This is a genomic window from Pseudomonas sp. WS 5021, assembly GCF_012985535.1.
Lineage (GTDB): Bacteria > Pseudomonadota > Gammaproteobacteria > Pseudomonadales > Pseudomonadaceae > Aquipseudomonas.
The window spans coordinates 219,957-234,761 of the sequence record NZ_JAAQWP010000003.1 but is presented as its reverse complement, the minus strand read 5'-3'; the positions used below and the strand labels follow the sequence as shown (position 1 = coordinate 234,761).

Genomic DNA, 14,805 nt, shown 5'->3' with positions numbered 1-14,805 from the left:
ATGTCGACCTCACTTGCAGATTGGAAAGGCGCCCCCGCGCCCACCGCCCAATTGATCGAAGGACGCTTTATCCGCCTGGAAAAACTCGACCCGGCCCGCCACGCCGATGGCTTGTGGCAAGCCCTCCAGGGCCCCGGCGCCGACCCCAAGCTGTGGGACTATTTGCCCTACGGCCCGTTTCCCGAGCGCGCCGCGTTCGACGCGTGGTTGAACAACCACGCGGCCAACAGCGACCCATACTTTTTCAGCGTGATCGACCGCGCCAGCGGCGACGTGCAGGGCATCCTCAGCCTGATGTCGATCGTCCCGGCCCAGGGCCGCATCGAAATCGGCCACGTCACCTTCGGCGCACCGATGCAGCGCTCGCCCAAAAGCACCGAGGCCGTGTACCTGCTGGCCCGGCACTCGTTCGAGCAGGGCTACCGCCGCCTGGAATGGAAGTGCAACAACGGCAACGCCCGCTCCAAATACGCCGCCGAGCGGCTGGGATTCAGTTTTGAAGGGGTGTTCCGCCAGCATATGGTGGTCAAGGGGCAGAACCGCGATACCGCGTGGTACTCGATCCTCGATGGGGAATGGCCGAAGGTAGGCGCGGGGTTTGAGGCGTGGCTATCCGAGACTAACCAGACAGCGGATGGGCAGGCGAAAAGCCTGGCGCAATGCCGGGGCTGACGGTCAGTTCAGCGACCGCCGGACCTTGACCACACCCATCTGCAAACCGAACGGCCGGAACACCGCGTTCAACAACTTGAGCGTCTGATTGCCCTCGCCATGCTCGATATGCACCAGGGTGCGCAGGGAAATCTTGCACATCCTGGCGCATTGGCTCTGGTGCACTCCGGTGGCGTCCACGCCCAGCCGACGCACGGCTTCGCCGATCTGCAGGGTGCCTTCGGCCAGGCCCTGCTTTGCGCTCTGGATCAACAAAGCGCGTGTCCAGGCCACAACCCGCACGTATGTATTCGCCCCGGACTAAAGACATCTCCCTCCCACCTAAAACGCTGCTCCTGACAGTTATCCCTCCGCCGCCTCGCTAAATTCCCCGCCTCACATATCAGAGGTCGGACCCTATGCACTGCACATCCAAGCGACTCGCCCTTGCCATCACTTTCATGCTGAGTGCCTTGAGCATTCAATTGGCCGCCGCACGCGGGGATATGGGGCCACCGCCCAGCGAACCGGACCCGGCCAGCCCTTTTTATTTCATTGACTACGCCACCACCGGCAATGGCCGGGGCGTCGCCCAGGTGCTGGACCGTGCAGTGGATGCCTTGCTGGAGTCAGGCAACCTGAGCGTGCGCGAGCAGTATCTGATTGCAGATGACGCCCGCTATATGGGCAACCTGGCCCCCGGAAGAATCGGCGCGGTGCTTGAGCAACTGGCCGGCAGCCAGAACGCCAACCTGGGCAACGCCACCCAAAGCAGCCTCAAGCCACTGCAAAGCAGTTTGCTGTCGGCCATGGGCGAGATGAACGGCGACGCCAACAGCCGCGTCTGGCTGCAAGGCCTGGGCAACGCCGGCAGCCTGGACGGCCAGCACGGCGGTGGTGATTTACAGCAGCGTAACCAGGGCCTGGTGCTGGGCGCCGATTGGGCCGTGGACCCCGCTTGGCGCGTGGGTGTAATGGGGGCCAAGACGACCAGTGACCTGAGCGCCAAACGCTTCAAGGCCGCGCTCGACAGCTGGCACCTGGGGGCATACGCGGTGCGCCAGGACGGGCCGTTGGCGTTGCGCCTGGGGGCAATCCACAGCAACCACGCCGGGCTGAACAAGCGCAGTGTCGATTTTGATTTCATCGACCATCAAGAGCAGCTCAAGGGCAAGTATTCTGCGCAAAGCCAGACGCTTTTCAGCGAGCTGGGCTATCGCGTGGACCACGGCAGTTTCACCGTCGAACCGTTCGCGGGCGTCGGTTATCAGCGTTACCAACGCGAGCGCTTCAAGGAAAAAGGCGGCCTCAGCGCCCTCAATGTCGGCGAGCAGACCCAGGCGAACCTCAACAGCATCTTCGGCCTGCGCATGACCAGCCTCTATACCCTGGACAACCAGATGACCCTCAAACCCCACGCCAGCGCCAGCTGGAAACACCTGTACGGCGACGTCGACAGCCGCGTGCGCCAATCGTCGGCATGGGTGAACAAGGACGAGTTCAACAGCACCTTCACCATCGAAGGCACGTCCCTGGACCGCGACAGTATGGCGCTGCAAGCCGGGCTGGGCCTGGGCATCTCCAGCAGCCAAAGCGTCGGCCTGACCTACACCGGCGATTTTGGCGCCCGCAGCAACAGCCAGGCCGTCATGGGCCAATGGACCCTGAGCTTCTGATTGGCGCTTTATTACAGGCAAAAAAAGGGGGCAACATGCCCCCCGAGGATTAAGCGGTAGTGTCGAAGGCTGGATATCAGCCTTCGATTTCGATCAGGATTTCGCCCGGGTTGACCCGGTCGCCCTTGGCTACGTGAACGGCGGTGACTTTGCCGGCGATGGCCGCCTGCACCTCGGTCTCCATCTTCATCGCTTCGGTGATCAGCACGGCCTGGCCGGCCTTGACCACGTCGCCTTCCTTGACCAGAACATCGACGATATTGCCCGGCATCGCCGTGCTCACATGGCCCGGCGCGCTGGCCTGCTTGCGCTTGCTGGTGCCGCCGCCGACAAACTCGTTGAGCGGTTCGAACACCACTTCTTCCGGCATCCCGTCGATGGACAGGTAGAAGTGGCGCTTGCCTTCGGCCTTGACGCCAACACCGGTGATATCCACGCGGTAGCTTTCACCGTGTACGTCGATGACGAACTCGGTCGGCACACCTTCACCGCCAGCACGGGCTACACCACCGGCTTCAGGAATCGGCAGCAGCACTTCAGGGGACAAGGTGCCGGCATCGCGCTCTTCCAGGAACTTGCGCCCGATATCGGGGAACATGGCGTAGGTCAGCACGTCTTCTTCGGACTTGGCCAATGCGCCGATCTCGCCGCGCAGCTTGGTCATTTCCGGCTTGAGCAGGTCGGCTGGGCGCACGTCGATCACGTCTTCGCTGCCGATGGCCTGGCGCCGCAGTTTCTCGTTCACGGTGCCCGGCGCCTTGCCGTAGCCGCCTTGCAGGTACAGCTTCACTTCATTGGTGATGGTTTTGTAGCGCTCGCCAGCGAGCACGTTGAAGAACGCCTGGGTGCCAACGATCTGCGAGGTTGGCGTGACCAGCGGCGGGAAGCCGAGGTCTTCACGCACCCGTGGGATTTCCGCCAGCACTTCGCTCATGCGGTTGAGGGCGCCCTGCTCTTTCAACTGGTTGGCCAGGTTGGAAATCATCCCGCCCGGCACCTGGTTGACTTGCACGCGGGTGTCGACGGCGGTGAATTCGCTTTCGAACTGGTGGTATTTCTTGCGCACGGCGTAGAAGTACAGGCCGATTTCCTGCAGCAGTTCCAGGTCCAGGCCGGTGTCGAATTCGCTGCCTTTGAGGGCGGCGACCATCGACTCGGTGCCCGGGTGGCTGGTGCCCCAGGCGAAGCTGGAGATGGCGGTGTCGATATGGTCGGCACCGTTTTCGATGGCCTTGAGTTGGCACATCGCGGCCAGGCCAGCGGTGTCATGGGAGTGGATAAAGATCGGCAGGCTCTGCTCGGCCTTCAGCGCCTTGACCAGTTCACCGGTGGCGTACGGGGTCAGCAGGCCGGCCATGTCCTTGATCGCGATGGAATCGCAACCCATGGACTCCAACTGCTTGGCCTGGGCCACGAACGCCTCGATGGTGTGCACCGGGCTGGTGGTGTAGGCGATGGTGCCCTGGGCGTGCTTGCCCGCAGCTTTCACCGCTTCGATGGCCACCCGCAGGTTACGCACGTCGTTCATCGCGTCGAAGATGCGGAACACGTCGATACCATTCACCGCGGCCTTGGCGACGAAGGCCTTGACCACATCGTCGCTGTAGTGGCGGTAGCCCAGCAGGTTCTGCCCACGCAACAGCATTTGCAGGCGCGTGTTAGGCAACGCGGCGCGCAGTTTGCGCAGGCGCTCCCACGGGTCTTCTTTCAAGAAGCGCACGCAGGCGTCGAAGGTCGCGCCGCCCCAGACTTCCAGGGACCAGTAGCCGACTTTGTCGAGCTTGTCGCAGATCGGCAGCATGTCGTCGGTGCGCATGCGGGTGGCCAGCAACGATTGGTGGGCGTCGCGCAGGATGGTGTCGGTTACGAAGATTTTCTTAGACATTGGAATGTTCCTCACAGGCCTGCGTGGGCGGCGATGGCGGCGGCGATGGCCAGGGCCAGCTCTTCGGGTTTGCGCTTGATCGAGTAGTTGGTCAGCTCAGGGTGGCTTTCCACAAAACTGGTGTTGAACTGGCCGCTGCGAAATTCCGGGTTGCGCAGGATTTCCTGGTAGTAGGCGGCGGTGGTCTTCACGCCTTGCAGGCGCATGTCGTCCAGGGCACGCAGGCCGCGGTCCATGGCTTCTTCCCAGGTCAACGCCCACACCACCAGCTTCAGGCACATGGAGTCGTAGAACGGCGGGATGGTGTAGCCGGTGTAGATCGCCGTGTCGGTACGCACGCCAGGGCCGCCGGGGGCGTAGTAACGGGTGATCTTGCCGAAGCTTGGGAGGAAGTTGTTCTTCGGGTCTTCGGCGTTGATACGAAACTGCAACGCAAAGCCACGGTGCTGGATATCTTCCTGTTTTACCGACAGCGGTAGGCCGGAAGCGATGCGGATCTGCTCGCGGACGATATCAATGCCGGTGATTTCTTCGGTGATGGTGTGCTCCACCTGCACCCGGGTGTTCATCTCCATGAAGTACACCTCGCCCTCGGCGAGCAGGAACTCCACGGTGCCGGCGTTCTCGTAGCCCACAGCCTTGGCCGCACGCACCGACAGGTCGCCGATATAGGCGCGCTGCTCGGGGGTCAACTGGGGGCTGGGGGCGATTTCGATGAGCTTCTGGTTACGGCGCTGGATCGAACAATCGCGCTCGAACAGATGCACCACGTTGCCAAAGCTGTCACCGAGGATCTGCGCCTCGATGTGCTTGGGATTGACGATGCATTTTTCCAGGAACACTTCCGCCGAACCAAAGGCCTTGGTGGCCTCGGAGATCACGCGGGGGAAGGCTTGTTCGAGTTCTTCACGGCTGTTGCAGCGACGAATGCCGCGCCCGCCACCACCGGAGGTGGCCTTGAGCATCACCGGGTAGCCGATGCGGTCGCCTTCGGTCAGCGCCTCGGCGATGTCGGCGACGTTGCCTTCGGTGCCCGGCGTCACCGGCACGCCGGCCTTGATCATGCTGCGGCGCGCTTCGGTCTTGTCGCCCATGCGGCGAATCACTTCGGCCGATGGACCAATGAACTTGATGCCGCGTTCGGCGCAGATATCCGCCAGTTCGGCGTTTTCCGACAGGAAGCCGTAGCCTGGGTGCAATGCATCACAGCCGGTTTCCACCGCCAGGTTCACCAGCTTGCGCGGGTTCAGGTAGCCGGCCAGGGGCTCGGCACCAATGCTGTGGGCCTCGTCGGCGCGCTTGACGTGCAAGGCATGCCGGTCTGCGTCGGAATAGACCGCCACCGAACGGATACCCATTTCGGCACAGGCCCGCACGATGCGGACGGCAATCTCACCACGGTTGGCGATCAGGATCTTTGTTATCACTTGGAAATTCCCTTGAGCCGATTGCTGCGTTCATCGACCTGCTAGACCAGGTCGGCGCGTGACCAAATGTTTCAAGCCAGTCGCGAGACACACACTATGCGCACTTAGGGATTAACAAAAATCAATAATTATTGGGTTGTGTATAAGTAAAGACTTATAGTTGGCCGTACAAACCCAGCGAGCCGTCTTGAATTATGCGTAAGTCATTGATGCGTATGACATTACGCCAGTTGCAAATCTTCAATGAAGTCTGCGACTTGCGTTCCTACAGCCGCGCTGCCGAGGAAATGTCCCTCACGCAACCCGCCGTCAGCCTACAAATTCGCCAGCTTGAAGAGCTGATCGGCCAGCCGCTATTCGACTACGTCGGCAAAAAGCTCTACATGACCGAAGCCGCCGAAGCCCTGCAACGGGCCAGCCGGGACATTTTCGGGCGCCTGGAAAACCTCGATATGCAGCTCTCGGACATGCAAGGCTCGCTGCAGGGGCAATTGAAGCTGGCCGTGGAATCCAGCGCCAAATACTTCGTGCCGCACTTGTTCGCCGCCTTCAAGCGCCAGCACCCGGAGGTGCAGTTGCACCTGACGGTGGTCAACCGCGCCCAGGTGATCCGCCGGCTGTCGGACAACCGTGATGACCTGGTGATCATGTCCATGGTGCCCCAGGACATGGGCCTGGAATTCCTGCCGTTTCTCAATAACCCGATTGTGGCGGTGGCCCCGCCGGACCATCCGCTGAGCCTGCAAGGGCCGCTGCGCCTGCAGGACCTGGAGCCTTACACCTTGTTGCTGCGCGAGCCGGGCTCAGGGACACGGCTGGCCTGCGAGGAATACTTCAAGGAAAAGCGCGTGCACTTTACCCAGACGGTGGAAGTGGCCTCGGCCGAGGCGCAGCGCGAGTGCGTGGTGGCGGGGTTGGGCGTGGCACTGCTGACGCGCCACGCCCTGAACCTGGAGCTGGCCACCGGTGGGCTCAAGGAGCTGCCGGTGGAAGAGCTGCCGCTGTACCGCAGTTGGTGCCTGGTGCAGGCCAAGGCCAAGCGCCTGTCACCGGTGGCCCATGCGTTCCTGGGCTTTATCCGCAGCGAACGGGTGCAGATCAGCGCGCTGGCTGAACGTTTCGCTGGGCAGCCGCGGGTGCCTGCCAATGCAACTCCGGGTAGTCACTGATGCTTTGCAGCAGTTGGCGTTGTTCACAGCGATCTTCAATTGCACGTCGGAACGCCATGCGGCGCTGGTCTTCCTTCTGACGACGGGTCTTGACGGTGCTGGTGCTGTCTTCGTAGTGCCGGGCCATTTCGAGTCTCCCAATGCGAGTACGGGGAGTTCAGGATGGGCACGGGGGATGACGGTTTGGCGGCGCGGGGGTTACAGGACGATGAATCTTGCGGATGCAACACCGGCCAAAACTGTAGGAGCCGGCTTGCCGGCGATGGCGGTGCCTCAGGCGATAAGTGCGGGGCTGGCAGACCACTATCGCAGGCAAGCCAGCTCCTACAGTTGATCGAGTGCGACCTTGGGTCAGTCGTCGAGGGCTTTGACCGATTTGGGCGAGAGACGCAGGCTGCGCAAGCTGCGCTTGACGCTCTTGAGGTGGTTGACCAGGCTCGGGCCACGCGCCATCGCCACGCCCATCGCCAGCACGTCGATCACCACCAGGTGGGCGATGCGCGAGGTCAGTGGCGTATAGATCTCGGTGTCTTCATGCACGTCGATCGCCAGGTTGACCGTGGACAGCTCCGCCAATGGCGTCTGGCTCGGGCACAAGGTGATCAGCGACGCGCCGCTTTCACGCACCAGGTTGGCGGTGATCAGCAAGTCCTTGGAACGGCCGGACTGGGAAATACAGATCGCCACGTCGGTAGGCTTTAACGTCACCGCCGACATCGCCTGCATGTGTGGGTCGCTGTAGGCCGCCGCCGTCAGCAGCAGGCGGAAAAATTTGTGCTGGGCATCCGCCGCCACCGCGCCGGAGGCACCAAAGCCATAGAACTCCACGCGCTGGGCCTGGGACATGGCGGTCACGGCTTTTTGCAGTTCGATCGGGTCGAGCTTTTCCCGCACTTCCATCAGGGTGTGCAGGGTGGTATCGAAAATTTTCAGGCTGTAGTCGGCGACGGAGTCGTCTTCGTGGATCGCAAACTGCCCGAAGCTGGCGCCGGCCGCCAGGCTCTGGGCCAGTTTCAACTTCAAGTCCTGGAACCCCGAGCAACCGATGGCGCGGCAGAAGCGCACGATGGTCGGCTCGCTGATCCCCACGCTGTGGGCCAGGTCAGCCATGGAACTGTGCATCACGGCCGCAGGGTCAAGCAGCACGTGATCGGCAACCTTGAGTTCCGATTTGCGTAACAGGTGGCGCGACTGGGCGATATGTTGCAACAGGTTCAAAGGGCAGGACTCTTGTTATTGGCAGGCGCCAGGGATGTAGCAAGCTTGTAGTTATACTACAAGAATTGCGGATTTGCCCGTTCGATGCATCACTAAATCGCCCTACTACCCCCTGAATCAGCGGGCATATGCGATGTAGCACCCGATGGCGCCTCGCTAGCAGCCAGGAAAATCCGCATTTTTCCGTAACAAATCCGCCAGCCCTTCGGCCTCGATCGGTCGACTGATCAAATAGCCCTGTACCTCATCGCAGTTTTCGGCGCGCAGGAAATCCAGCTGCTGCTGATCCTCCACACCCTCGGCCACCACCTTGAGCGCCAAGCCATGGGCCATGGCGATGATGGCCCGGGTGATCGCCAAGTCTTCGCGCCCCTGGCCCAGGCCCCGGATAAAGGTCTGGTCGATCTTCACGTAATCCACGGGGATGCGCTTGAGGTAGCTGAGGGACGAATAGCCGGTGCCAAAGTCGTCAATCGCCAGCTTCACCCCCAGGTCGCGCAGTTGCTGGAAGGTGGCGATGATGTGCTCGACGCTGTCGAGCAACTGGCTTTCGGTCAGCTCCAGCTCCAGGTACTGCGGGGCCAGCCCGGTTTCGTCCAGCACCTGGCGCACCAGGCTGACCAGCTTGCCCTGGCGCAACTGGTGCACCGACAGGTTGACCGACACGCGGATCGGCGCCAGGCCCTGGCGCTGCCATTCACACGCCTGCCAGCAGGCCTGGCGCAGCACGAACTCGCCCAACGGCACGATCAATCCGGTTTCTTCTGCCAAGCCAATGAAATCACCGGGCGGCACACTGCCCCATTGCGGATGATCCCAACGCACCAGCGCCTCGGCGGCGTTCATCTTGCCAGTGGCCAGGCACAGCTTGGGTTGGTAGAACACCTTCAATTGGCGTTCATCGATGGCTTTGCGCAGTTGGTTTTCCAGCTGCAGGCGCTCAAGGGTGCTGGCTTGCAGGCTGTCGGTGTAGAACTGGAAGTTATTGCCGCCCAAATGCTTGGCGTGCTGCATGGCCATGTTCGACTGGCTGACCAACGCGGAAATTTCCCGCGCGTTATCCGGCAACAGGCTGACACCGATTGAGGCGCTGACTACCAACTCATGCCCCTCCACCGCCACCGGCACCCGCAACTTGGCCAGCAGCCGGGTGGCCACTCGCGCCAGGCTCGACAGGCTGCCATAAGCGTCGAACAACACCGCAAATTCATCGCCGGACAACCGCGCAATGGTGTCGGCCTCCGGCAACGCGTTGATCAGGCGCCGCGCCATTTTTTGCAGCAATTGGTCGGCGACTTCATGGCCCAGGCTGTCATTGAGCAGCTTGAAGCGGTCCAGGTTGATATGCAGTAACGCCAGGCTGCGGCCACCCTGGCGCACCCGCTGATGGGCCTCGCGCAGGCGCTCGCGAAACAGCGAGCGGTTGGCCAGGCCCGTCAGTTCGTCGTAATGGGTGAGGTAGCGCATGCGCTCCTCGGATTCGCGGCGCGCCGACAGATCGGCGAAGAAGCCCACGATGTGACTCACGTTTCCCCGAACATCGCGCACTACGCTCAGTTGCAGCCATTGCGGGTACAGCTCGCCGTTCTTGCGCGCCTCCACCAATTCGCCCTGCCAACTGCCGTGGCTCAACAACGCCTGGCGGATCACCGGGAAGTGTCGGCGGGCATCGCGGCTGCACGGCAACTCCACGACGTTGCGCCCGAGCATGTCGTCGATATCAAAGCCGGTCACGCGACTGAAGGCCTGGTTGACCGCAATCAGCACGTACTCCGGGTCCAGGATCACGATGCCTTCGCTGGCCGCCTCGAACACCGTGGACGCCAGCCGCAGCTGTTCTTCCACCGCCTTGCCGGCACTGATATCGCGCCGGGTACCGAGCATGCGCGTCACGCGCCCGCTGGCCGCACGCTCCACGGCGCGCCCACGGTCTTCGATCCACACCCAGCGTCCGTCGCCATGGCGCACGCGGTACTCCACCTGGTAGTCCTCGCTGCGCCCTTTCAAGTGCTCCACCAGCGCGCGCTTGAGCAGCGGCAAGTCGTCCGGGTGCAGGCGAGGCGTGAGGTCGCGCAACATCGCCGTGACGTATTCCGGCTCCAGGCCGAACAACTCCTTGAGCTGGGTGTGGTGGACCTCGTCGGTTTGCAGGTTCCAGTCCCACAAACCCAACTCACTGGCCTGCAATGCCATCGCCAGGCGCGCTTCGCTTTTGCTCAGGGCCAGGCTGGCGGCGTCCAGTTGCTGGCCGCGTTGTTCGACACGGTGTTGCAGGCCGACCTGGGCTTCACGCAACTCCTGCTCGACCTGGCGCCGCTGCTCAACCTCGCGCACCAGGTCCTGATTCAACTGCTCGCTGCGCTGACGGGCCTGCTGCAGGTGCTCGATCAGGGCCTGGTTCTGGAACCGGCGCAGCAAACCGCGCTGGATCAGGCGGTTGACCTGCCATGCCACCAGGCTCAGGGATGCCAGCAGAATCAGGCCCAGGTAACTCCAGCCCTGCAGTTGCGGTTCGCCGCTCCAGAATAAATAGAGGATGGTGGGCACCAGGCAGGGCAAGGCAAACGATAAGAACGCCGGCACGCTCACCGCGTAGGCCACGCTGGCCGATAAGGTGGCCACGCCAATCAGGCCGAAGATCCAGGCCTGCTGCACGAAACTGTCTAGGGGCACCAGGACAATGGCCGCGCTCGCCAGGGTCAGGCCGCTGGCCGCCGAGCCCAACATGAACATGCGCCGCCAGACCGGCTGCGCCTGCCGGCTGGGCAGGGCGCTATCGAAGGCCGCCACCTGGATCACGCGCATCGCCACCAGGGCCAGCAACCACACCAGCCAACTGCCGACCAGCACGTAGCGCTGCGGGCTCCAGAGCAACCAGGCGCAGACCAGACCGTTAATCAACATCAATAAAGTGGGCAGCAACGAACCTTGGTACAACAGACGCGTGCGCTCGACCGCCATCTCCATGGCGTAGTGCTTGCGGATAACTTGCGCCGGCGCGACAGAAGGGCCAGGCAAGTCGGTGCTGAGGGTCATAGGCAGTGTTCTTATAATGGTGAGCCCGAAACGTCGACGGAGCATACACAAGCGGGCGGGCAGACCAAACTGCTCTGGATCATAAAAATCGGCGAATAAACCATCGCAAACCTTGGGCCCAGAGGGGCTGAACAAGACAGGGCGCGGGCTACAGGCGATGACTTACCGGTCATCACCGTGGATCGATTATTTGCCGATTGAAGATCGCCGCGGATTTTTTTGTGCCGACCACCCGGCAATGGGATTTGCCCCCCTTCCCCCGGCACCCTAGAATGCGCCGATGCGCGATGATCTCTCCCTTTTGCTGAATTCCCTCAACGATGCCCAACGCCAGGCCGTAGCAGCCCCCGTTGGCCGTCAGTTGGTCCTGGCCGGTGCTGGCTCCGGTAAAACCCGAGTGCTGGTGCACCGTATCGCCTGGTTGATCCAGGTCGAGAACGCGTCGCCGCATTCCATCCTGTCGGTGACCTTCACCAACAAGGCCGCTGCCGAGATGCGCCACCGCATCGAGCAGTTGATGGGCATCAGCCCGGCCGGAATGTGGGTCGGCACCTTCCACGGCCTGGCGCACCGCTTGCTGCGGGCCCACTGGCAGGAGGCGGGCCTGGCCCAGACCTTCCAGATTCTCGACAGCGATGACCAGCAACGCCTGGTCAAGCGGGTGATCCGCGAGCTGGGCCTGGATGAACAACGCTGGCCGGTGCGTCAGGCCCAATGGTTTATCAACGGCCAGAAAGACGAAGGCCTGCGCCCGCAACATATCCAGGCCAGTGGCGACTTGTTCCTGGCCACCATGCGCAGCATTTATGAAGCCTATGAAGTGGCCTGCCAGCGTGCCGGCGTCATCGACTTCTCCGAACTGCTGCTGCGCGCCCTCGACCTGTGGCGCGACAACCCCGGCTTGCTGGCCCACTACCAGAAGCGCTTCCGGCACATCCTGGTGGACGAGTTCCAGGACACCAACGCCGTGCAGTACGCCTGGTTGCGCCTGCTGGCCAAGGGCGGCGACAGCCTGATGGTGGTGGGCGACGACGATCAGTCGATCTACGGCTGGCGCGGCGCGAAAATCGAGAACATCTACCAGTATTCCGACGACTTCCCAGACGCCGAGACCATTCGCCTGGAGCAGAACTATCGCTCCACCGCCGGGATCCTCAAGGCCGCCAACGCCTTGATCGCCAATAACACCGGGCGCCTGGGCAAGGAATTGTGGACCGACGGCGGTGAAGGCGAGGCAATCAACCTGTACGCGGCCTTCAACGAGCACGACGAAGCGCGCTACGTGGTGGAAACCATTGAAAGCGCCCTGAAAACCGGGCTGGCCCGCAGTGATATCGCCATTCTGTACCGCTCCAACGCCCAGTCACGGGTACTCGAAGAGGCCTTGCTGCGCGAGCGCATTCCGTACCGCATCTATGGCGGCCAGCGCTTCTTCGAGCGCGCAGAAATCAAGAACGCCATGGCCTACCTGCGTTTGCTGGAAGGTCGCGGCAACGATGCCGCGCTGGAGCGGGTGATCAACGTACCGGCACGGGGCATCGGCGAGAAAACCGTCGAGGCGATCCGCGAACATGCGCGTCACAGCGATGTGTCGATGTGGGAGGCCATGCGCCTGCTGATCGCCAATAAAGGCCTGACCGGCCGCGCTGCCGGAGCGTTGGGTGGGTTTGTCGAGTTGATCGACAGCCTCGCCGCCAAATGCCTGGAAATGCCGCTGCACCTGATGACCCAGACCGTGATCGAACAATCCGGCCTGATCGCTTATCACGAGGCGGAAAAGGGTGAGAAAGGCCAGGCTCGGGTAGAAAACCTTGAGGAACTGGTCAGCGCCGCCCGCGCGTTCGAGAACAGTGAGGAAGATGCCGACCTGTCGCCACTGGCGGCGTTCCTCGGCCACGCCTCCCTGGAAGCCGGCGATACCCAGGCCGATGAGCACGAAGACAGCGTGCAACTGATGACGCTGCACAGTGCCAAGGGCCTGGAATTCCCCTACGTGTTCCTGGTGGGCATGGAAGAAGGCCTGTTCCCGCACAAGATGAGCCTGGAAGAGCCCGGCCGCCTTGAAGAAGAACGCCGCCTGGCCTACGTGGGTATCACTCGGGCGATGCAGAACCTGGTGATGACCTACGCCGAGACACGACGCCTGTATGGCAGCGAGACCTACAACAAGGTGTCGCGTTTCGTACGGGAAGTGCCCAAAGGGCTGATTCAGGAAGTGCGCTTGTCCAATAGCGTCAGCCGGCCGTTTGGTGGCGGTCAGCAGCAGAACTCCAGCAACATGTTTGCCGGCTCGGAAATTCCCGAGACCCCGTTCAGCCTTGGCCAGCAGGTCCGGCATGCGATCTTTGGCGAAGGGGTGATCCTCAACTTCGAAGGCGCCGGAGCCCAGGCCAGGGTGCAGGTGAACTTCGCCGAAGGCAGCAAGTGGCTGATGATGGGTTACGCCAAGCTCGAAGCGGTCTGACTGAGCGTTCCCACGCTCTGCGTGGGAACGATCGGGTGCTCTGCCTCGGTGTGATAGGTCGCCTTGCCCTTGTTTTTAACCAGTACGGGCCAATATCTGTAATTAGTCCTACAGACCATTCGCAAAGGTCTTACGCAAAAGCCCGAAACATTATGCCGCTAGCCACTGCCTCTGCACCTGTGCAACATGGCGCGCGTGCAATCCACAAATGGGAATTCCCTTTATGAAACGTTTTCTTAGCATCGCCATGGCGTTGTGCATCGGCCTGACGATGAGCCTCGACGCCAACGCCAAACGCTTCGGTGGCGGTAAAAGCTCCGGCGCAGCACCTAGCCACCAGACCAGCCAAATGGCCCCAGCCGCTGGCGGCATGGGCGGAGCGGCTGCCACCGCAGGTGCAGCCGGTGCCGCTGGCGCTGCTGCCAAGGCCGGCGGTGCTTCGCGCTGGTTGGGCCCTCTGGCCGGTATCGCTGCCGGTGGCCTGCTCGCTTCCATGTTCATGGGCGGCGGCTTCCAGGGCATGCAGATCTTCGACATCCTGATCATGGCGGTCATCGCTTTTGTGATCTTCCGCTTCATCGCCGCCCGTCGCCGCAAGCAGCAGGAGCACCTGGCTCCAGCCGGCGCGCCGATGCAGCGTGAAGTGTTCGAGCAAAAGCCTGCCATGGGTTCGATCTTCGGCGGCTCGGCAGCACCTGCTGCCGCTCGTCCGGTGATCAACGCGCCAGCCTGGTTCAACGAAGAGCGTTTCGTCGAAGCAGCCCGCAACCACTTCCAGTCCCTGCAGCAACACTGGGACGCCAACGAAATGGACAAGATCGCCGAGTTCGTGACCCCGCAACTGCTGGAGTTCCTCAAGCGCGAACGTGCCGAACTGGGCGACGGCTTCCAGTCGACCTACATCGACGACCTGCGCGTGCAGTTGGAAGGTGTGGATGATCGCGCCGACAAGACCATCGCTACCCTGACCTTCAGCGGTACGTCGAAGACTTCGCGCTTCGACCAGGGCGAAGTGTTCAGCGAAAGCTGGAACATGGAACGTCCACAGGGCGAAAACCAGCCTTGGCTGGTAGCCGGTATCCGCCAGAACGGCTGATCCGCAAAGGCCTACAGCCTGCTGTAAGAAACACCCCGGTCTTGTGCAGTGCTTTAAGAAGCCTGCACAGCCGGGGTGTTTTTTTGCCTGTGGAAAAGTCAGCATGGGGTTTTGCTGGATTAATGAGAACGACTCTCATTATACTCGCCCTCCCCGGTTCTGCCCGAGCATAGGAAAGTGCCG

11 protein-coding genes are annotated in these 14,805 nt (G+C 62.1%); 5 read left to right on the top strand and 6 right to left on the bottom strand.

Features of this window, described 5'->3' with window-relative positions:
* A complete protein-coding gene (locus HBO19_RS10995; protein WP_170057510.1) occupies positions 1 to 672 on the top strand; it encodes a GNAT family protein in 672 nt (223 codons plus the stop codon).
* A 3-nt stretch (positions 673 to 675) separates the two neighbouring features.
* Here the strand turns inward: HBO19_RS10995 and HBO19_RS10990 are convergent, their stop codons facing one another.
* On the bottom strand, positions 676 to 927 hold the full coding sequence (locus HBO19_RS10990; protein WP_178121200.1) for a transcriptional regulator: 252 nt from the start codon (positions 925 to 927) through the stop codon (positions 676 to 678).
* Between the two features lie 143 nt (positions 928 to 1,070).
* On the opposite strand from HBO19_RS10990, the gene HBO19_RS10985 reads away from it, so the two are divergent.
* Positions 1,071 to 2,327, top strand: coding sequence for an autotransporter outer membrane beta-barrel domain-containing protein (locus tag HBO19_RS10985; protein WP_169954020.1), 1,257 nt, complete (start codon positions 1,071 to 1,073; stop codon positions 2,325 to 2,327).
* Positions 2,328 to 2,403: 76 nt separating this feature from the next.
* On the opposite strand, the gene oadA is transcribed toward HBO19_RS10985, so the two are convergent.
* Positions 2,404 to 4,212: a sodium-extruding oxaloacetate decarboxylase subunit alpha gene (oadA, locus tag HBO19_RS10980; protein ID WP_170042035.1), complete on the bottom strand. Its 1,809-nt coding sequence runs from the start codon at positions 4,210 to 4,212 to the stop codon at positions 2,404 to 2,406.
* Positions 4,213 to 4,223: 11 nt separating this feature from the next.
* A complete protein-coding gene (locus HBO19_RS10975) occupies positions 4,224 to 5,639 on the bottom strand; it encodes an acetyl-CoA carboxylase biotin carboxylase subunit (protein ID WP_029290035.1) in 1,416 nt (471 codons plus the stop codon).
* A 194-nt stretch (positions 5,640 to 5,833) separates the two neighbouring features.
* Between HBO19_RS10975 and HBO19_RS10970 the strand changes: the two genes are divergently transcribed.
* Positions 5,834 to 6,808 carry a LysR family transcriptional regulator gene (locus HBO19_RS10970; RefSeq protein ID WP_169954022.1) on the top strand — a complete coding sequence of 325 codons (975 nt, stop codon included), beginning with the start codon at positions 5,834 to 5,836 and terminating at the stop codon, positions 6,806 to 6,808.
* Here the strand turns inward: HBO19_RS10970 and HBO19_RS28475 are convergent.
* The 3 genes from HBO19_RS28475 to HBO19_RS10960 form a co-directional block, all read right to left on the bottom strand.
* Positions 6,738 to 6,935, bottom strand: a complete 198-nt coding sequence (locus HBO19_RS28475; protein WP_262386262.1) for a hypothetical protein — start codon at positions 6,933 to 6,935, stop codon at positions 6,738 to 6,740. The genes HBO19_RS10970 and HBO19_RS28475 overlap by 71 nt on opposite strands.
* A gap of 224 nt (positions 6,936 to 7,159) precedes the next feature.
* Positions 7,160 to 8,026, bottom strand: a complete 867-nt coding sequence (gene hexR / locus HBO19_RS10965) for a transcriptional regulator HexR (RefSeq protein WP_029290040.1) — start codon at positions 8,024 to 8,026, stop codon at positions 7,160 to 7,162.
* Between the two features lie 156 nt (positions 8,027 to 8,182).
* Positions 8,183 to 11,062: an EAL domain-containing protein gene (locus HBO19_RS10960; RefSeq protein WP_170042033.1), complete on the bottom strand. Its 2,880-nt coding sequence runs from the start codon at positions 11,060 to 11,062 to the stop codon at positions 8,183 to 8,185.
* Between the two features lie 280 nt (positions 11,063 to 11,342).
* Here HBO19_RS10960 and uvrD point away from each other — a divergent pair, with 280 nt between their 5' ends.
* On the top strand, positions 11,343 to 13,526 hold the full coding sequence (uvrD, locus tag HBO19_RS10955) for a DNA helicase II (RefSeq protein WP_169954024.1): 2,184 nt from the start codon (positions 11,343 to 11,345) through the stop codon (positions 13,524 to 13,526).
* 223 nt (positions 13,527 to 13,749) lie between these two features.
* Entirely contained in the window at positions 13,750 to 14,622 is an 873-nt protein-coding gene (locus HBO19_RS10950) for a Tim44 domain-containing protein (RefSeq protein WP_169954025.1), read from the top strand.
* Positions 14,623 to 14,805 lie beyond the last annotated feature (183 nt).